Annotated in this window: 18 protein-coding genes; 10 read left to right on the top strand and 8 right to left on the bottom strand. The window is 64.1% G+C overall.

Features of this window, described 5'->3' with window-relative positions:
• The first annotated feature begins 18 nt into the window (after nucleotides 1–18).
• Together LPW39_RS16740 and LPW39_RS16735 are read left to right on the top strand one after the other, a co-directional pair.
• A complete protein-coding gene (locus tag LPW39_RS16740) occupies nucleotides 19–516 on the top strand; it encodes a flavodoxin family protein (RefSeq protein ID WP_230777819.1) in 498 nt (165 codons plus the stop codon).
• Nucleotides 517–591: 75 nt separating this feature from the next.
• Entirely contained in the window at nucleotides 592–1,062 is a 471-nt protein-coding gene (locus tag LPW39_RS16735; protein WP_230777817.1) for a CopD family protein, read from the top strand.
• Between the two features lie 57 nt (nucleotides 1,063–1,119).
• On the opposite strand, the gene LPW39_RS16730 is transcribed toward LPW39_RS16735, so the two are convergent.
• The 3 genes from LPW39_RS16730 to LPW39_RS16720 all read right to left on the bottom strand — a co-directional run bounded on the left by LPW39_RS16730 (nucleotide 1,120) and on the right by LPW39_RS16720 (nucleotide 5,547).
• On the bottom strand, nucleotides 1,120–3,303 hold the full coding sequence (locus LPW39_RS16730) for a TonB-dependent copper receptor (RefSeq protein ID WP_230777815.1): 2,184 nt from the start codon (nucleotides 3,301–3,303) through the stop codon (nucleotides 1,120–1,122).
• Between the two features lie 212 nt (nucleotides 3,304–3,515).
• Nucleotides 3,516–3,953 (bottom strand): hypothetical protein, encoded by a 438-nt coding sequence (locus LPW39_RS16725; protein ID WP_230777813.1) that lies wholly within the window; start codon nucleotides 3,951–3,953, stop codon nucleotides 3,516–3,518.
• A 49-nt stretch (nucleotides 3,954–4,002) separates the two neighbouring features.
• Nucleotides 4,003–5,547, bottom strand: coding sequence for an acetolactate synthase large subunit (locus LPW39_RS16720; RefSeq protein ID WP_230778320.1), 1,545 nt, complete (start codon nucleotides 5,545–5,547; stop codon nucleotides 4,003–4,005).
• Nucleotides 5,548–5,933: 386 nt separating this feature from the next.
• Here LPW39_RS16720 and LPW39_RS16715 point away from each other — a divergent pair, with 386 nt between their 5' ends.
• The 6 genes from LPW39_RS16715 to LPW39_RS16690 all read left to right on the top strand — a co-directional run bounded on the left by LPW39_RS16715 (nucleotide 5,934) and on the right by LPW39_RS16690 (nucleotide 11,261).
• On the top strand, nucleotides 5,934–6,440 hold the full coding sequence (locus tag LPW39_RS16715) for a hypothetical protein (RefSeq protein WP_230777812.1): 507 nt from the start codon (nucleotides 5,934–5,936) through the stop codon (nucleotides 6,438–6,440).
• A gap of 281 nt (nucleotides 6,441–6,721) precedes the next feature.
• Nucleotides 6,722–7,483: a transporter substrate-binding domain-containing protein gene (locus LPW39_RS16710; RefSeq protein ID WP_230777810.1), complete on the top strand. Its 762-nt coding sequence runs from the start codon at nucleotides 6,722–6,724 to the stop codon at nucleotides 7,481–7,483.
• A 194-nt stretch (nucleotides 7,484–7,677) separates the two neighbouring features.
• On the top strand, nucleotides 7,678–8,364 hold the full coding sequence (locus LPW39_RS16705) for an ABC transporter permease (RefSeq protein WP_230777807.1): 687 nt from the start codon (nucleotides 7,678–7,680) through the stop codon (nucleotides 8,362–8,364).
• Nucleotides 8,361–9,074: an ABC transporter permease gene (locus LPW39_RS16700; RefSeq protein WP_230777804.1), complete on the top strand. Its 714-nt coding sequence runs from the start codon at nucleotides 8,361–8,363 to the stop codon at nucleotides 9,072–9,074. The genes LPW39_RS16705 and LPW39_RS16700 overlap by 4 nt, the downstream gene beginning before the upstream one ends.
• Before the next feature lie 19 nt (nucleotides 9,075–9,093).
• Nucleotides 9,094–9,870: an ABC transporter ATP-binding protein gene (locus LPW39_RS16695; protein WP_230777801.1), complete on the top strand. Its 777-nt coding sequence runs from the start codon at nucleotides 9,094–9,096 to the stop codon at nucleotides 9,868–9,870.
• 161 nt (nucleotides 9,871–10,031) lie between these two features.
• On the top strand, nucleotides 10,032–11,261 hold the full coding sequence (locus tag LPW39_RS16690; RefSeq protein WP_230777798.1) for an MFS transporter: 1,230 nt from the start codon (nucleotides 10,032–10,034) through the stop codon (nucleotides 11,259–11,261).
• A gap of 24 nt (nucleotides 11,262–11,285) precedes the next feature.
• Here LPW39_RS16690 and murB read toward each other — a convergent pair whose 3' ends face one another.
• Nucleotides 11,286–12,386: a UDP-N-acetylmuramate dehydrogenase gene (murB, locus tag LPW39_RS16685; RefSeq protein ID WP_230777795.1), complete on the bottom strand. Its 1,101-nt coding sequence runs from the start codon at nucleotides 12,384–12,386 to the stop codon at nucleotides 11,286–11,288.
• Between the two features lie 65 nt (nucleotides 12,387–12,451).
• On the opposite strand from murB, the gene LPW39_RS16680 reads away from it, so the two are divergent.
• Nucleotides 12,452–12,937 (top strand): YajQ family cyclic di-GMP-binding protein, encoded by a 486-nt coding sequence (locus LPW39_RS16680; protein ID WP_230777793.1) that lies wholly within the window; start codon nucleotides 12,452–12,454, stop codon nucleotides 12,935–12,937.
• A 75-nt stretch (nucleotides 12,938–13,012) separates the two neighbouring features.
• Here LPW39_RS16680 and LPW39_RS16675 read toward each other — a convergent pair whose 3' ends face one another.
• Nucleotides 13,013–15,154 carry a TonB-dependent receptor gene (locus tag LPW39_RS16675; RefSeq protein ID WP_230777790.1) on the bottom strand — a complete coding sequence of 714 codons (2,142 nt, stop codon included), beginning with the start codon at nucleotides 15,152–15,154 and terminating at the stop codon, nucleotides 13,013–13,015.
• A 273-nt stretch (nucleotides 15,155–15,427) separates the two neighbouring features.
• On the opposite strand from LPW39_RS16675, the gene LPW39_RS16670 reads away from it, so the two are divergent.
• Nucleotides 15,428–16,138, top strand: coding sequence for a retropepsin-like aspartic protease family protein (locus tag LPW39_RS16670; protein ID WP_230777787.1), 711 nt, complete (start codon nucleotides 15,428–15,430; stop codon nucleotides 16,136–16,138).
• Nucleotides 16,139–16,234: 96 nt separating this feature from the next.
• Here the strand turns inward: LPW39_RS16670 and plsY are convergent, their stop codons facing one another.
• The 3 genes from plsY to LPW39_RS16655 form a co-directional block, all read right to left on the bottom strand.
• Nucleotides 16,235–16,867, bottom strand: coding sequence for a glycerol-3-phosphate 1-O-acyltransferase PlsY (gene plsY, locus LPW39_RS16665; RefSeq protein ID WP_230777781.1), 633 nt, complete (start codon nucleotides 16,865–16,867; stop codon nucleotides 16,235–16,237).
• Nucleotides 16,868–16,934: 67 nt separating this feature from the next.
• Complete coding sequence (gene ybaK, locus LPW39_RS16660; RefSeq protein ID WP_230777779.1) at nucleotides 16,935–17,426, bottom strand: Cys-tRNA(Pro) deacylase; 492 nt, start codon at nucleotides 17,424–17,426, stop codon at nucleotides 16,935–16,937.
• A gap of 166 nt (nucleotides 17,427–17,592) precedes the next feature.
• Nucleotides 17,593–18,654, bottom strand: a complete 1,062-nt coding sequence (locus LPW39_RS16655; protein ID WP_230777778.1) for an aldo/keto reductase — start codon at nucleotides 18,652–18,654, stop codon at nucleotides 17,593–17,595.
• Nucleotides 18,655–18,883: the final 229 nt, after the last annotated feature.

The following is an 18,883-nucleotide window of genomic DNA, read 5'->3' as shown; positions in this document are numbered from 1 at the left end:
GCCACTATGCTTGCGGCCATGGACAGCCCCCAACTCCTGATCGTCTACCACAGCCACACGGACGGCAGCCGCCAGATGGCCGAGGCCGCGCGCGCGGCGGCCACCAGCCAGGCAGGTGTGCAGGTGCGCCTGCTCTGCGCACCCGATGCCGGGCCGGCCGACCTGCTGGCCGCCAGTGGCTACCTGTTTGTCTGCCCCGAGAACCTGGCTGCTATGAGCGGGCTGATGAAGGACTTTTTTGACCGCAGCTACTACCCGGCGCTCGATCGCATCCAGGGCCGCCCCTATGCCAGCCTTGTCTGCGCCGGCAGCGATGGCAGCAATGCGGCAAGGCAGATCGCCCGCATCGCCACCGGCTGGCGGCTCAAGCCCATCGCAGAGCCGCTGATTGTTTGCACCCATGCCCAAACGCCCGAGGCCATTGCGGCGACCAAACAGATTGGCGCAGACGATCTGCAGCGCTGCCGCGAGCTGGGCGAGGCCATGGCCGCAGGCATCAGCATGGGTATTTTTTAAAGCAGGCCCGCACCCCAGCCGGGGCGGCTTGGCGCGTACCATAGGGCATCCCCACACCACAATATTCCGCCCCCGATGCTCTACATCATTCTCAAAACCGTGCACCTGCTGTCCATCATCGTCTGGCTGGGCGGCATGGCCTTTGCGCATTTCTTTCTGCGCCCCGCCCTGCAACAGCTGGAGCCGCCCCAGCGCCTGGTGCTGATGCGCGATGTGCTCCAGCGCTTTTTTGCCGTGGTGCTGGTCATCATCGCCGCCGTGCTGCTGTCGGGCATCGCGATGATGGGCCTGGTCCATTCCATGGCCGCGCAGGCCGGTGCCCAATTCAGCATGCCCGTCTCCTGGATGGTGATGGCCGTGCTGGGCCTGGCGATGATGGCCGTGTTTGGCCATATCCGTTTTGCGCTGTTCAAACGGCTGGACCAGGCCGTCAACGCCAAGGACTGGCCCGCAGGCGGCAAGGCCCTGGGCCAGATCCGCCAGCTCGTTGCGCTGAACCTGGCGCTGGGCGTCGTGATTGTGCTTTTCTTGCGCGTGCCGCTGTAACTGGTACAAAGCCGCGCGCCGCCACCAGAACCTAGCAGGCAGCGGCGCAGGCCTGCATCAGAACTTGAAGTCGCCCCGCAGCCACAAGGTACGCCCCGGCTCGTTGATGCGCATCCCACCTGGGAAGCCAAAGCCCGCATTGCCAGCCAGGTTCAGGTGCTCGGCATAGGTCTTGCCAAAGACGTTGTCGATACCGGCAGTCAGGCGCAGCTGCTCGTTGATCTTGTAGCCCGCATGGAGCGACAGCACCCCAAACCCAGCGCTGGGCCCCAGATCCTGGCCCACGACATTGCCCTGGCCCATGGCATAGCGGTGCTGCGCGGCAACCAGGCGCCACAGCGCGCCAGCGCTCCAGGGGCCTTGCCGGTAGTCCAGGCCCAGCTTGGCCTCCAGCGGCGGCACCTGTGGCAAGGGCTTGCCATCGCTGCGGTTGCGGGCCCAGCTGTAGGCCATGGTGGCCTGGGCGGTCAGGCCGGGGCTCAGTTGGTAGCTGCCACCCAGCTCGGCACCAGCGGTGCGCGCCTGCACATTGCGCACGTTGGCGGCCATGCCGGCATAGTCAAACAGCAGATAGTCCTGCACCTGGCCGACATAGGCGGAGGTCCAGAGCAACCAGTCCGCGCCCTTCCAGCTTGCGCCCACATCGATCTGCGTGGTTTTCTCCGGCCGCAGGCGGTTGAAGGCATCACCCTGGTCAGCGGCGCTGTTGCTGGGCGATACCAGCTCCCAGTAATCCGGAAAGCGCTGCACATGGCCAATGCCGGCATAGAGCGTGCTGCCGTCGGCGCGGGCGCGCTCCCAGCGCAGAAAGCCACTGGGCATGGCGCTGCGTTCGCGGTGGTTGCTGGCCGTGGCGGGCATGCGGCCATCCATGCCGGCCATGGCCTGCATGCCCCCCATACCGCCCATATCGCCCATACCATCCATGCCGCCCATGCCGCTGCCGCTGGGGTAGCGCCAGGCCTGTGCCCGGTCCAGCCGCAGGCCGGCCACCAGTTTGTCCTCGCTGCCCAGGTGCTGCGTGGCCTGCGCAAACAGACCCTGGTTGCTGAACTTGGCATCCCGCGCCCAGGGCTTGTAGCGGTAGGACTGCATCTCCGTGCCCGAGCGGCTGTCATGCGGGCTGCCCATCGCATCCACGCCCAGCACCGCTTCGGTGTGCGGGCCCAGCTGCCAGGTGGTCGCTACCCGCATGCCGGTGGTGGTGCGCCGCACATTGGCCGCCATCGGCATGGACATGCCTCCCTCCGGCACAAAGGGCCGCAGGCTGAAGTTGTCCATCACATGGTCGGCGCGGTGGTAGTACAGCTGCGCTTCCAGCTTGGTCAATCGCTCGCTCAGGTTCTTTTTCTCCAGCCGCAGGCCATAGCTTTCGCGCTTGAACTGGGAGCCATCCATGCCCCGGCCGCCATAGCGCGCCTCGCCATCGCCTTGGCCGGCGCTCAGCTCCAGCCAGGTGTTGGCATCGGGCGTCCAGCCAATCGCCACATCGGTGTTCCATTTGTCCCAGTGCGAGGGCACGCGCTGGCCATCGCCATCGCGGTAGTCCTTGCTTTGCGAATGGTTGGCCGTGAGGCGAACGTAGTACTCGGCATTGCCGGCCAGCAGGTCGATGTTCTGGTCGCTGCGCGCGGCCGTGCCGCCTTGCAGGCTGGCAGACAGGCGCACCTGGCCGCTGTCCAACGCAGGCCGTTCGCGGTCAAAGCGCACCACCCCTGCCGATGCGCCCGGCCCCCAGATCACCGTCTGCGGGCCCTTGACCACCGTCAGCACATCGTAGGTCTCCGGCGATATATAGGAGCTGGGCGAATCCATGCGCGCCGGGCATGCGCCCAGCAAGGTCTGCCCATTGGTCAGGATCGGCAGGCGCGAGCCAAACTGGCCCCGGAACACCGGATCGCTGTTGGAGCCACCGCTGCGGATCGCCGAAAAGCCCGGAATGCTTTTGAGGTAGTCGGCCGCATCACTGGCCGGCACCGGTTGGCGCGGCTGCTTGGGGTCGGCCACCACCTGCAGCGGCGAATGCTCATGCACCGCAGTCACCACGGTCTCCTGCAGGCTGATCTCAGGCGCGCTGGCCACAGCAAGCACGGGGGCATCGGCCGCATCTGGCGTCTGCGCCCAGGCAGCACTGCTAGCCAGCATCAGTACGGATAACGCCATCTGCGGTCGCTGCAAACGGGCGCGCGGTGGGGCAGGCAGGCGCAGATTGGGCGCTGCCTCCAAAAAGTAGGAAGTCATCAAGGTCTCTCGCAGCAAGCGCTGCAGGGCGCAGCGGCTTGCAGAAATGTGGTGGGGGCGCTCGCAGCCATGCCCAGCCGGCTGCAGCCAAGGCAGTCCAAGCAGGCATCAAAAGCATGGCGAAAAGGCCCATGGGCCGCAGAGGCTGAAGCACTGCCCTCCGCACGCAAAGCGCAGAGGTGGCAGCGGCAGCATCACTGCGGCATCAACACTTAGACGAGGACAGGTGGTGGTCCGCGCGCAGGCAGTGGCGCGCCCGGCGCGTGGAGGCTGTGCGCTGTCTGGGCCTGCCACTGGTGGTGGAAGGCAGGGGCCGCTGGCCGGTGCACATCGGGGGCAAAGGCCTGCGGCAGCGCCATGGCGATACAGAGCACGCAATCGGCGCCATGGGCACCGTGCGCGCTGTGGTTGGCATGGCTGTCGCTGCCATCGGGCAGAAGATCATCCGGAGCCAGGTGGTCGGCCTGGGCCAGCGCCAGATCCAGCGCCGGCGCATTGACGCTACAGACATCGGCCGCCAGCGCCGCCGTAATCGGCTGCGCCAGCACGCGCACCTGCACACCCGCTACCGATGCCACCAGCAGCAGCAACGCAAAAACCGCCGTAATCAGGGCGGAAAAGCGGGGGCGGCTGCGCAGGCGTTGGAGCATGGTCAGGCAGCAGTGTAGGTGAGATCCAAAGTTGAACTTTCAGAATTAATTAAATTATCAGTTCAATCAAAAAAGGGCCGGGTTGGGCAAAGCTGGCCCGCATCAGCCTGGCGCACTCTTCCATGCTGGTGGCCCGCGCCGCTTCCACGCCCATGCCGCCGGCCAGTTTCACCCAGCAGATCGATGGGTTGCCCAGGTCCAGCATCTGCATGGCGGTGGCGCCCGGCGTGGCGCCCACGCCCTTGTATTCGCCAATCAGGATGTTGTAGCGGCTGTTGTTCAGCACGATGGTGGTGACAGGCAGCTGCTCGCGCGCCTGCGTCCACAGCGATTGCAGCGAATACATAGCAGAGCCATCGGCCTGCAAGTTGATCACCCGGCGCTGTTTGCCCGCGCCAATGGCGGCGCCCGTCGCGACCGGCATGCCATCACCAATCGCGCCGCCCGCCAGGTGCAGCCAGTCATGCGCCGCTGCGGCATGGGTGTGCGGGTAAAAGCCCCGGCCGTACGAGATGCTCTCGTCCGAGACGATGGCGCCCTCGGGCATCAGCGCCGCCACGGTGCGTGCCAGGCCCTCGGGCGTGGGCGCGCCGGTGGCCGCCTCGGGCCGTGGGCCGGCATCGGGTATGGCGGCCTGCGGCGCCTGCAGTGCATCAACCAGGGCCTGCAATGCCGTCATTGGCTCCTGCTCGGGGCGCGTCAGCACATGCAGCTGGGCGCTGTCCGGGTACTGGGTGGATGGCATGCCCGGGTAGGCAAAAAAGCCCACCGGCGGCTTGGCCCCCACCAGGATGATGTGCTCAAACCGGGCCAGGGTCTTGATCGCGGCCTCCATGCCATAGGGCACCCGCTCCAGCGCCATGCGGCCTTGGCCGCGCTGCAGGTGCGATGCGCCGTACTCGGCCAGCACGGCCGCGCCGCTGGCCTGCGCCAGCCGCCACACCAGCGCCTGGGCCGGCGCAAATACTGCCGCGCCAGACAGCAAAATCAAGGCCTTGCCGCCGGCCTGGCGCAGCACCCTTGCTACACCATCAATCACCTGGCCATCCACCGCTGGCGGCGCAGGCACCGGCAGCGGCTGGGCCACCACGCCGCCCTCGTCCCATGAGACATTGGCCGGCAGGATCAGGCTGGCGATCTGGCCGGGAAAGGCCGAGGCGGCACGCACCGCCATCGCGGCATCCTGGCCAAGGTCCGCACTGTGGGTGCTGGTATGCACCCAGGCCGATACCGTGCGGGCCAGGCCATCGGTGTCGGCCGTCAGCGGCGCATCAAAAGGCCGGTGGTAGGTGGCCTGGTCGCCGACGATATTGACGATGCCGCTGCGCGCGCGCCGGGCATTGTGCAGGTTGGCTAGGCCATTGGCCAAGCCCGGGCCGCAGTGCAGCAAGGTGCAGGCGGGCTTGCGCGCGATGCGGTAGTAGCCATCGGCCATGCCGGTCACCACGTTTTCCTGCAGGCCCAGCACGCAGTGCATGCCCGGTATCTGGTCCAAAGCTGCTACAAAGTGCATCTCGCTGGTGCCGGGGTTTGCAAAGCAGGTGTCCACACCTGCCGCCAGCAAGGTCTTGACCAGACTGTGTGCGCCATTCATCTCGATGTCCTTCAGGGTTTGCATATCATTGCGCGACACCTTAGCCGCAAGCCCGCCCAAACCGGGTCGCCAAGATGAAAGCGGGCCGCGCCAAGCCGCATGCGTGCGCCGCAAAAGCGCATGGATGCTGGCCTGGCCCGGTTTTGCATCGACTGACTATGTAGGCCAATTCTCAGTCTGTGTTACGGCGTTGGACGGCGCGCGATTGCAGTGATGAAGGTGCACAGTGGAGAGACCGCGCAGATCGACTTGTGCACCCGATTGGCTGCTCGCCCGTTAAGACTGCAGGACCAGCCTCGAAAAGGCCTTCTGCGCCCCCGTTCATCCCCCTGCATCTGAACACCAAGTGTTACCACCAGCGCTGCTGTAGCGCCTAGGATGGCCCGATGCAAAACCACACCAAGGAAAACCGCATGCACCGTATGTCCCGCCACGCCCTGTTGTCCACCACTTTGGCCTGCGCCGCTTTGGCTGCCCAGGCCCAGAGCAGCCAGGAGGCGGCCAGCCCAGCGCCTGCGGCCGCACCGCCCGCCGCTGAGGCAGCACCCCAGGCGCCCGCGCCCAACCCGGCCGCAGAAAAGGCCCTGGCCCAGCGCTTCCAGGCGCTGTTGGCCGCGTTTGAAGGCAAGGCCGCCGTTCCTGATTCCAAAACCTTTACCGAAGACTTCAACAAGCAGGTCACGGCCGATCAGATGAAGCAGGTGTTCAACGATGTGCACCAAAGCGTTGGCAGCTGCAAGGTCGGCGCCCAGATGACCAGCCCCACGCCCTACATCACCAGCTACCTGCTGCAGTGTGACAAGGCCTATGTGCCGATGGACATCGGCATCGAGGAAAAGGCGCCCTACCGCGTCCACAGCCTGCTGATCCGCCCCGGCTACTGGAAGAAGTAAGCACGAACGTTTCGGCAAAATACGCCATCAAAACGGCAGTCACAACAAATACTTATTAGTGTTTCCCTGGATAGGGCGTAAAAATTGACGCTTCAACGTCGATTTTTGCGCTCAATGGCCATTTAGGCTGGTGATAATGCGCACAAGCTCGCCGCTTTGCCTGAAAGCACGGCGCAGGGCTGTCGCCGGGTCGCCACAAGCCGATTTGAGACCCCGACGGCGGGCAGCAAAAGCACTAGCATGCTAGCCACCTTATCAACATTAGGATCCGAGGATTCACTATGCGTAAAACCTTGATCGCATTGGCAGTGGCCGCTATCGCAGCCCCTGCCTTTGCTGCAGACCTGAAAGTAGCTGTCGACCCGACCTACGAACCGTTCACCTTCAAAACGCCACAAGGCGAAGTCACCGGTTTTGATGTGGACATCGCCAAGGCGGTGTGCGAGCAGATCAAGCGCAAGTGCGTCTTTGTCGAGCAAGTCTGGGACAGCATGATCCCCGGCCTGCAAGCCAAGAAATATGACGTCATCGTCAGCTCCATGTCGATGACCGACGAGCGCCGCCGCGTGGTGGACTTCAGCGACCGCTACTACAAGACTCCCAGCGCCGTGGTGCTGAAGAAGAGCGTGGAATACAAGGGCCCCGCTTCTGCCAAGGGCCTGAAGATTGGCGTGCTCAAAGGCTCCACCCAAGAGAAGTGGGCCAACGGCGAGCTCAAGCCTGCAGGTGCGACCATCGTGCCTTATGAAGCCCAGGACCAGGTTTACCTGGACATCAAGTCCGGTCGCCTCGACGGCACCGTGGCCGACAAGGTGGAAGTCAATGGCGGTTTCCTGCGCAAGCCCGAAGGTGCCGACTACGGCTACAAGGGCCCGGACCAGTACGAAACCAAGTACTACGGTGACGGCATCGGCATTGCGATGCGCAAGAACCAGGGCGATCTGAAAAAGCAGATCAACGAAGCGATCAAGACCATCCGCAGCAATGGCACCTATGCCACGATTGCGAAGAAGTACTTCGATTTCGACCCCTACGGCAACTGATCTTGGCAAGGCGCCCAGGCGCCTTTGCTCAGGGCTAACACCAAGCGGCGCGCTGCTCCAGAGTCTTCATACTGGATGAATCGCGCCGCAATTCCATGGTGCCAGGCCTATTTGCAGCGCCTTCCTGAGGCAAACACCAGGCCATCCATGGGCCCGATTGCGCACCGCAATCGTTGCGCCTAAGGCCAAAAACTATGAGTGATTACTTTCAATCGATCCTGATGGGCTCGCTGCTCACTGTGGCGGTCTCGCTGGCATCGGCTGCCATTGCCACCGTGCTGGGGCTGCTGGGCGCCAGTGCCAAGCTCTCAGGGCGGCGCCCGCTGGTGGTGCTGGCAACCGTCTACACCTCCATCGTGCGCGGTATCCCCGAGCTGGTGATGATGCTGCTGATCTTCTACGGCGGCGCCATCGGCCTCAATACCTTGCTGGAGAAGATGGGCAGCGAAAGCTCCGTCGACCTCAACCCCTTTGTCGCCGGCTCCTTCACGATCGGCTTTATCTACGGCGCCTACATGACCGAAACTTTCCGGGGCGCGATCCTGGCCATCCCCAAGGGCCAGATGGAAGCGGCCTGGGCCTTCGGCATGAGCCCGGTCAAGACCTTCTTTCGCATCACCCTGCCGCAAATGGTGCGCTATGCGCTGCCTGGCTTTACCAATAACTGGCTGGTGCTGATCAAGGCCACCGCGCTGGTCAGCCTGATCGGCCTGCAAGACATGACCTATTTGGCCAAGCAGGCCAGCGCCGCTGCGCGCGAGCCCTTCATCTTCTTCCTGTTCACCGCTGCGCTGTACCTGATCTACACGTCGGTATCGCTGTGGGCGCTGGGCCGCCTCAATGCCCGCTACAGCCTGGGAACCGAAAAGGTGCAGCTATGAACTGGGAAGTCATTTTTCAGCCGGACACCCTTGCGCTGTACGGCGAGGGCCTGGTCACCACCCTCAAGCTGCTGCTCTCCAGCCTGGCCATTGGTGCGGTGCTGGCCTTGCTGGGCGCGCTCGCCCTGGTCAGCCGCTCCTGGCTGCTGCGCAAAACCGTGGGCGCCTTCACCTATTTCATGCGCGGCACGCCGTTGCTGATCCAGGTCTACCTGATCTACTACGGCTTCTCGCAGCTCGAATGGGTGCAGGCGCGCTGGGATGCGGTCTGGCCCTGGACCTATTTCAAAGAGCCCTTCTTCTGCGCCTTCCTGGCCTTCACCTTGAACACGGCCGCCTACACGGCCGAGATGCTGGCCGGCTCGATCCGCGAAACCTACAAGGGCGAAGTGGAAGCGGCCCGCGCGATGGGCATGAGCCGCTGGCAGCTGATGCGCCGCATCGTGCTGCCCAGCGCCATCCGCCGCACGCTGCCCGCTTACAGCAATGAAGTGGTGATGATGCTGCACTCGACCAGCCTGGCATCGACCGTACCGTCGCTGGTGGACCTGACCGGCGCCGCCAGCCGGGTGTACTCGGACTACTACCTGCCCTTTGAAGCCTATATCGCCGCAGCGGTGATCTACCTGTGCATCACCTTCATCCTGATTGGCATCTTCCGCCTGGCGGAGCGCCGCTTCCTGGGCTACCTGGCCCCGCGCAAGGCCTAAGACATTTGAGCATCGAGATATGAACGCATCCAACTACAAACTGCAGGCACTGGACATCCACAAGAGCTATGGCAGCAACCAGGTGCTCAAGGGCGTCTCGCTCAATGCCTGTGCTGGCGACGTGATCAGCATCATCGGCAGCTCTGGCTCGGGCAAGAGCACCTTCCTGCGCTGCATCAACCTGCTGGAGCAACCACAGCAGGGCCAGATCATCGTCGCAGGCGAAGCGCTGCAGCTGCGCACCGGCCGCAATGGCGCGCTGGACGCGGTCGACCCCAAGCAGCTCCAGCGCCTGCGCAGCAAACTGGCCATGGTGTTCCAGCACTTCAATCTCTGGGCCCACATGACGGTGATGCAGAACATCATCGAAGTACCGGTGCATGTGCTGGGCATCAGCAAGGACGAGGCCGTCGCCCGCGCCCGCAAGTACCTCCAACTGGTGGGCCTGGAAGGCAAGGAAGACAGCTACCCCAACCACATGAGCGGCGGCCAGCAGCAGCGCGTGGCCATTGCCCGCGCGCTGGCGGTGGAGCCCGAGGTGATGCTGTTTGACGAGCCCACCTCGGCCCTCGACCCCGAGCTGGTCGGTGAAGTGCTGCGCGTGATGCAGGTCCTCGCCCAGGAAGGCCGCACCATGCTGGTCGTCACCCATGAGATGGGCTTTGCCCGCGAGGTCTCCAACCACGTGATCTTCCTGCACCAGGGCCTGATCGAAGAGCAAGGCCCGCCGCGCGAGGTGCTGGCCAACCCCAAGAGCGAGCGCCTGGCACGCTTCCTCTCGGGAAGCCTGAAATAAGCGGCGCGGGCCGAGTTCTGCCCGCGACAGCATCAGCGACACCCCAGCACCGGGCAGGCGCAAAATAGGGCCCGGTGCCGCCGAGAACCTGGAGTAGGTTTTCAGCAGCACCCATTACCTACCGGCCCGTCAGCGCAGATTCGCTCCCCCTCCTCCCCAACATGGGCACGCCCAGCTCTCCTCCTCCCGCATCCGATCGGGTTGCAGACAGCGACGCAGCATTCTCGCTGCGCGGCATTGCCGTGGCGGCTTTTGGCCCCTCGCTGCTGTTTGGCATTGGCGAAGGTGCGGTGCTGCCGGTGATTGTGCTGATGGCGCGCGATCTGGGCGCCTCGGTGCCCATCGCAGCGCTGGTGGTGGGGCTGGTCAGCATTGGCTCATTGCTGAGCAATATCCCGGCATCGCTGATCACTGCCCGCTGGGGCGAGCGCTGGGCGATTGTGGCCGCAGGCCTGTGGAGCGCCATCGGCATGGCCATCTGCCTGGCCACCCACCAGCTCTGGCTGTTTGCGCTGGGCTGCCTGATGGTGGGCATGTCGCAGGCGGTCTACAACCTGGCGCGGCAAAGCTATCTGACCGAGGCGGTGCCCGTGTCCTACCGCGCACGAGCGCTGTCCACCCTGGGCGGGGTGATGCGCATCGGCATGTTCATCGGCCCCTTTATTGGCGCCTGGGCCATGCATGCTTGGGGCCTGCATGCGGCCTTTGCGGTGGGCATTGTGGGCGTGCTCTGCGCGGCGGCCATTGGGCTGCGTGTGCCTGATCTGGCGGCCCCCGCGGCACTGCCGGGCCAGCCGCTGCCGACCGAGGCACCGTCTATCGCCGGCATTCTGCGTGACCACCACCGGCTGTTTCTCACCCTGGGCATGGGCGTGCTGCTGGTCAGCGCCGTCCGCGCCTCGCGCCAGGTGGTCATTCCGCTGTGGGCCGACCATCTGGCCCTGGCGCCTGCAGCCGCATCGCTGGTGTACGGGCTGGCCGGCGCCATCGACATGCTGGTCTTCTACCCTGCGGGCAAGCTGATGGATCTGAAAGGCCGGCGCTGGGTGGCCGTGCCGTCGATGCTGGTGATGGGAACCGCCATGCTGTTGATGCCGCTGACGGGCAGCGTGACGACCTTGCTGCTGGCCGCGATGGCGCTGGGCTTTGGCAATGGCATCGGCTCGGGCCTGATCATGACCTTGGGCGCCGACCACGCACCGCGCCATGCGCGCGCGCATTTTCTGGGGCTGTGGCGCCTGGCGGCAGATCTGGGCTCATCGCTGGGGCCAGCGCTGCTGTCGTTTCTGGCGGGGAGCCTGTCGCTGGCCAGCGGCATTGCCTGCATTGGCCTGCTGGCCTGGGGTGCGGCCGCCGCACTGGCGCGCTGGATACCGCCGGCCAAGCGCTGAGCCATCGAGCCCGCGCTAACGCAGCTACCAGACGACGGGTTCCGGCTCCAGCTGTATCCCAAAGCGCTCATAGACGCTGGTCTGGATCGCGCGCGCCAAGGTCACCACCTCGCCACCGGTAACGCTGCCCTCCCCCGCGCCCAGGTTGACGAGCACCAGCGCCTGGCGGTCATAGACACCGGCCTTGCCAATGCTTTTGCCGCGCCAGCCGCAGGCATCGATCATCCAGCCCGCAGCCAGCTTGATGCTGCCATCGAGCATCGGGTAGTGCACGATTTTGGGCTCGCGCGCGATGATGTCCTCGCACTGGTCGGCCGTTACCTGGGGGTTCTTGAAAAAGCTGCCGGCATTGCCGATCTGCGCCGGATCGGGCAGCTTTGCGCGGCGTATCTCCACCACCCAGTCAAAAATATCCTGGGCCGTGGGCTGCGCAATGCCTTTTTCGGCCTGCTTGCGGGCCAGGTCCAGGTAGCCCAGCTCGGGCTTCCAATCCTTGGCCAGGCGCAGGCGTACGTGGGTGATCACCGCGCGGCCCGCCAGGCCCATGCCACGGGGCTCGGCCACGCCGGTGGCGCGGGCAATCATGGTCAGCGACATGGTCTCGGCCGGCGCATGCTTGAACACCGAATCCCGGTAGCCAAACGCGCACTGCGCGGCCTGCAGGCTGAAGTGTTCGCCATTGCTCAGGTCGATGGCATCGAGCGAGTCAAAGCGGTCTTGCAGCTCCACGCCATAGGCGCCAATGTTCTGCACGGGCGCCGCGCCTGCGGTGCCGGGGATCAGTGCCAGGTTCTCCAGCCCGGGGTAGCCCTGGGCCAGGCTCCAGGCGACCACCTCGTGCCAGACTTCACCGGCACCGACCTCAATGATGTAGTGCTTGTCGGTCTCTTCGACCAGGCGCTTGCCCATGATTTCCATCTTGAAGACGGTGGGCTCGACATCACCCGTGATGACGATATTGCTGCCGCCTCCCAGCACCACCACCTGGCGGCTGGCGCCCAACGGGGGCTGGGCCAGAAAATCACGGATATCCTGCGGGGCCTGCACGCGCACCAGGTTCATGGCCCGCGCCATGATGCCAAAGGTGTTGTATTGCTGCAGCGGGGCATTTTTCTCGACTAACATCGCTAGATTGTCGCACTTGTCGCGACCCACTCAGGCGCTCAGCCTGGCCTGCAAGGAGAGTATTTATGCCATCGTTTGACACGGTTTGCGAAGCCGACTTCGTCGAGGTGAAAAACGCTGTTGAGAATTCCGCCAAGGAAATTGGCACCCGTTTCGACTTCAAGGGAACGTCGGCCGGGATCGAGCTCAAGGACAAAGAGATCATCATGTACGGCGATGCCGACTTCCAGCTGGTGCAGGTCGAAGACATCCTGCGCAACAAGCTGACCAAGCGCAATGTGGATGTGCGCTTTTTGGACAAGGGCGATGTGCAAAAGGTCGGCGGCGACAAGGTCAAGCAAGTGATCAAGGTGCGCAACGGCATCGAGCAGGAGCTGGCCAAGAAGATCCAGAAGCTCATCAAGGACAGCAAGATGAAGGTGCAGGCCGCCATCCAGGGCGATGCCGTGCGCATCACCGGCGCCAAGCGCGACGATCTGCAAGCGGCAATGGCGCTGCTGAAGAAGGACGTGAACGACGTGCCACTGTCGTTCAACAACTTCCGCGACTGATCCACCTTCGATCAAAAACAAACAGGCCGCGCTGCAAATCATGCAGCGCGGCCTGTTTTTATGGCGTCTAGCCTTTTAGAACTGGTAGTTCGCGCTTAGCAAAGCACCACGCGGCGTGCCGGGCATGCTGCTGCTGCGCCAGTATTCCTTGTTGGTCAGGTTGGACACCGCCAGGGTGACGGTCCATGGCGCGGCGCGCCAGCCCACCAGGCCATCCCAGCGGGTGTAGCCGGGCACGCGGCTGGTGTTGGCGTCGTTGGTATAGCGCGCGCTGGTGTGGGTCACACCCAGCTCGGCGTACCAGTTGCCTGCGGGCGCATAGCGCAGAAAGACATTGCCATTGCGGCGCGCGGTGTTGGCCAGGTAGTTGCCCTCCAGCGCCGGGTTGGCCTTGTTCTCGGTGACCTTGGCGGCCATGATGCCGACGCCGCCACGCACATACCAGAACGGTGCGACACGGCCGGCCGCGCTGAACTCGATACCGCGCGAGCGCTCCTTGCCACGCACCGCCCAGGTGAAGGGGTCGTTGTCCGGATCGGGGCGGTAGCGGATGTTGTAGTGCTCCAGCTGGTAGACGGCCAGCTGTGTGGACAGCGCGCCATCGAGCCAATCGCTCTTCACACCCATCTCGAACTGCTGCGAATGCTGGGGTTCATCGTCCAGCACCGCGCCAGGAGCAGTATCGACCAACAGCATGCCGCGCCCGCCATAGGGTGAGAAGCTGCGGCTCCAGGACGCATACAGGCTGTGCTCGCGCACCGGCTGCCAGACCAGGCCGGCGCGGGGGCTGACCGAGTTGCCGTCGGTACTGCGGCTGGCGTTGTTCAGCTGGTTGCTGCTGTTGAAGTCAAAGTTGTCATAGCGCGCACCCAGCAGCAGCTTCCACTGGTCGCTCAGGCTGATCAGATCCTGCACATACAGCGCGCGGGCCGTGCCTTTGTGCAGGTTGTGCTGCGATGGCGCGCCTTGGGGCGGGCGCACGGCATCGAACACCGGGTTGTTTGGGTCGACATAGCCATTGCTGCTGGCGGTGCTGAAGAGGCGCGGCGCGCGCTCTTCCTCGCTGTGCTCCACGCCCAGCAACAGCTCATGGCGCATGCCGGCCAGGTCCAGCTTGCCGGTCAGGTCCACGGTGTGGGTGGTGGTGCGGTTCTCGGTTTGCTGCCAGGCATAGCTTTGGCGCAGCAGGCCGGGGTTGGCACACTTGGCGCCCGCTGGGGTCAGGCCCTGGGGGTTGCAGTAGGTGCCGGCAAAGTAGTGGTCAAAGTCCTGGCTGGCTTCTCGCTTGCTGGCCACCCAGCGCACGCTCCAGGCCTTGTTGAACTCATAGGACAGGTCCGAGCGCAGCACGCGCAAGCGGTCCTCGACAAAGTCGCCCGGCTGGGCAAAGCCCTGGCGCAGCGACATGCCCGGCGGCATCTGGTCGTAGGAAGGCCCCCGGTCCGGCACGCGCCAGACGTTGTCATAGGTGTACTGGCCCGTCCAGCGCAGGCCCGTGCGCGTATCCACCAGGATGCTGGGCGAGACCATCTCGTTGCGGTTGCGGATGCCGCTGCGAAAGCTGTGCGCCTGCTCGCGGTCGGCCGTCAGCCGCATGACCACGTTGGGGCTGATCACCCGGTTGATGTCGATGGTGCCGCCCACATTCTCCCAGGAGCCACCGCGCAGTGTGACGCTGCTGACGCCATCAAAGCGCGCCTGCTTGCTGACCATGTTGACCACACCGCCGCCGGCGCCACGGCCGTACAGCACCGAGGCGGGGCCTTTCAGAATCTCGATGCGCTCCACATTGGCGGTGCTGCGGCGCACCTGGCCGGATTCGCGCACCCCGTCGCGGTAGATGTCACCGCTGTCGGCATTGAAGCCCCGGATCATCACCCCCTCGCCACGCATGTCATAGCTGGTGTTGACACCCGGCACGCCATCGAGCATGACGGACAGGTCATTGATGCCGTAGCTCTTGTACTTGTTGACTTCCAAGGTGTCGATGGTCTGGGGGATGTCCTTGGGCGCCATATAGGTCTTGGTCGCCGTGGTCACGCCTTCGGGGCGTACATCATCGGGATCGAACTGGTCGGCGGACACCTGGACCGTTGGCAAGGTGTGCTCTTGCGCCATGGCCGGCATCGCTGCCAGCATCAACAGCGCGGCGACCGACAGGCCGGCGCGCTCGCCTCTTGTACGCGCGAGCGTCTCGCTGCGAAGGGCTTGGATCATTGAAAACTCCTGAAACAATAATTCCGCTTGGTTAACGGCCTGTAAATTTGAGTCAGGGATGCTAATGATAACGATTATCAATAGCAATGCATTAACCTTCTGCCCACAGTTACTTTTCCAAAAAACAACGGTCTAGTCCTTGGGTCAAAAAATAAATCTCGGGTCATGGACCATGCCGCTTCGTTTACGATGTAAAGCCGTCGGCCCGCCGATGGCCGCCATGGGACTCGGCACTGCCCGAGCGCCTACACCCACACGTCTGTCCCGCCACCCATGAAGCCTTTGTTCTCCCCAGCCCGCCCCGCGCCCGCCCGCCTGCACCGCTGGCTGCTGGCATGGGCCCTGTGTGGCAGCGCGAGCTGGGCAGCCCATGCCCAAGATGCAGCCGAAGGCCCCCGCTCGGTGGCGCTCGCCGGCATTCTGGGCGACAAGGCCTTGCTCGTCATTGATGGCCGGGCGCCCAAGGCCGTGGCTGCCGGCAGCAGCTACCAGCAGGTGCAGGTCCTCAAGGTCCAAGATGGGCAGGCACAGGTCAGCATTGCCGGCGTCGCGCATAGCCTGCGCATGGGCGAATCGCCCGTCAGCGTGGCCGATGCGGCGCTGCCCGTCAGCAACACCGGCCGCATTGTTTTGGCGGCCGATGCCAGCGGGCACTTCATGACGGCCGGCATGATCAATGGCAAGGCCACGCGCTTTCTGGTCGATACCGGCGCCACGACGGTCAGCCTGGGGATGAGCGAAGCACTCAAGCTGGGCATTGACTACAAACAGGGCCGCGCGGTGCGCATGGGCACCGCCAATGGCGTCAGCAACGGCTGGTATCTCCAGCTGAGCAGCGTGCGCATCTCCGATGTGGAGCTGCGCAATGTGGATGCCGTGGTGACCTCCGCCAACATGCCTTATGTGCTGCTGGGCAACAGTTTTCTGAATGCCTTTGAGATGAAGCGCGCCGGCCCGCAGATGACCTTGGACCGGATCAAATAGCGCCGGACCGCCGCGCTGAACCTCGGCAAAACAAAAGGGCTGAACCCGCGATGGTGTTCAGCCCTTCTGCTGTCTGCCCGTGGGCAGCGCGTTGCATCACTTGGTTTTCTTCTGGCCCAGCTTGGATTCCTTGCCTTCCACCAGGCGCTGGATGTTGAGCTTGTGGCGGTAGACCAGCAAGGCCGACATGGCCAGAATCGCGACAAAGATCTCGGCATGAAAATCCCAGAGCTCGCCACCGATGAGGATGTAGAACACGGGCGCCAGCACCGCCGCCACCAGCGACGACAGCGACGAATAACGCCAGATGGCGGCTACCGCCACCCAGGCCAGCAGGGTCAGCAAACCTAGCCAGCCGCTAAAGCCCAGCAGCACGCCCAGCGCAGTGGCCACGCCCTTGCCACCCTCGAACTTGAAGAACACCGGCCAGAGATGGCCCAAGAATGCCGCAATACCCACCAGCGCGATGGTGCCCTCTTCCAGCCCATAAGGCTTGCCAAACCAGGCCACCAGCGCCACCGGCAGCCAACCCTTGGCGGCATCCAGCAGCAAGGTCACCACGGCAGCCGCCTTGCTGCCCGAGCGCAGCACATTGGTGGCGCCCGGGTTTTTGCTGCCATAGGTGCGCGGGTCACTCAAGCCCATGGTGCGGCTGACGATCACCGCAAATGACAGCGAACCGATGAGGTAGGCCAGGATGGTGGCCAGGATGGAATAAACGGTACTCAAATTGCTCCCCTTGTCTGCGCGCCTGGGCGGCCGGCGCGCACTGGTGTATCTAGGTCAAAAACAGGCATTATTCTGCCAGCGCGCATTGCACCGGCTGGGCACCCAGCACCTCAACGCATGCTTTGGGGTCGATCTGCACCAAAAAACCACGCCGCCCGCCGTTGATGGCGATACGCGGCAGCGCCAGAATCGTCTCCTGGATATAGACCGGCATGGCCTTGCGCAGGCCAAACGGCGAGGTACCGCCCACCAGGTAGCCGCTGTGGCGGCTGGCCACCTCGGGCGTGCAGGGCTCAATACTCTTGGCGCCAATCTGGCGCGCCAGGCTCTTGGTCGACACCTTGCAGTCGCCATGCATCAGCACGATCAGCGGCTTGGCATCCTGGTTCTGCATCACCAGGGTCTTGACGACCACATGCTCATCCAGCCCCAACTGGCGGGCCGACTCGGATGTGCCGCCGTGCTCCACATAGTCGTAGGGATGCTCGGTAAACGCCACCTTGTGCGCCTTCAAGAACTGGGTGGCCGGCGTTTCGCTGATATGGTTTTTTTTGCTCATAGCTCACTGGATGGCGGCAGGCGCCCTTCAAAATCTGCCCCTATTGTCTCGAAAAAATGGGCGGGAGCGCTGCCCAGCCTAGCGGCCTTCGCAACGCCAAAGGCCCTGGTTTGCACCAGGGCCTGCGGGTCATAGCCGTCAACAGCCCGTTAGGGGACCGTCTAGCTTACTGCGCCGGATCGCCCAGCGCCCAGCGCAGTGCGTCGATCTCTTGCAGCAAGGCCTCGGACAGCTGCGTGCCCCAGACATTGAGGTCCTCGTCCAGCTGCTCCATGGTGCGCACACCGATGATGGTGCTGCCCACCTGCCATTTGCTGTAGCAAAACGCCAGGGCCAGCGCGGCGGGGGTCAGGCCATGGTCGCGGGCCAGCAGGTTGTAGCGCTTGGCAGCGTCCAGTGCCTCAGGGCGGCCCCAGCGCTGCTTGCGCACCGATTCATAGCTGGCAATGCGTGCGCCCTGGGGCGCCTGCGGGCCGGTGATGCCGCTGTCGTCGTACTTGCCAGTCAGCAGGCCAAAGGCCAGCGGCGAATACGCCAGCAGCGACACGCCCAGGCGGTCGCAGGTCTCATCCAGGCCGTTTTCCCAGCTGCGGTTGATGAGGCAGTACGGGTTTTGCACGCTGGCCACGCGCGGCAGGCCATGCTGCTCGGCTAGGCGCACAAATTCGTGCACGCCGTAAGGCGTTTCGTTGGACAGACCAATGTGGCGGATCTTGCCCGCCTTCACCAGGCCGGCCAGCGCCTGCAGCTGCTCGCCAATCGTCGTCTCGCTGGTTTCCTTTTTGGGGTCGTAGTAGAGATTGCCAAAGGCCGGCACATGGCGCTCGGGCCAGTGGATCTGGTAGAGGTCGATCACATCGGTCTGCAGGCGGCGCAGGCTAGCGTCACAGGAGGCCACGATGTCGGCCGCCGTCATGCCCTTGCCCTCACGCACCCAAGGCATGCCGCGCGACGGGCCGGCCACCTTGCTGGCCAGCACCACCTTGTCACGCAGGCCCGGATTGGCCTTGAACCAGTTGCCGATGATGGTCTCGGTGGCGCCATAGGTTTCGGCGCGGGCGGGCACCGAATACATCTCCGCCGTGTCCCAGAAATACACGCCGCGCTCCAGCGAATGGCTGAGCATCGCATGGGCATCGGCTTCGCTGACTTGCTCGCCAAACGTCATCGTGCCCAGGCAAATGGGCGAAACCTTCAAATCACTGCGGCCAAGGAGGATGTCTTGCATAAGAAAAATTCGGCGAAGTCGGTCAAAAAACCAAGTGTAAAAGCATTTTTTGACACCTTGCTGGCCATGGCCACCATCTGCGGCGGCCCCGGGGCGCACTACCGCTGATGCTACCCCCGCCCATCTTGCACCTTGCAACTACCCCAACAGCTGTCAAGCACCATTCAGCCCTCTTTTGATCTACATCAGCCGCCAACCGCCCGTAAGTTCTATAGAAGCTTCACCTTTT

Origin of the sequence: Comamonas koreensis (genome assembly GCF_021026195.1) — a bacterium.
GTDB lineage: Bacteria > Pseudomonadota > Gammaproteobacteria > Burkholderiales > Burkholderiaceae_C > Comamonas > Comamonas koreensis.
Note: the sequence above shows the minus strand (reverse complement) of the source record. Positions and strands in the feature narration are given on the sequence as shown.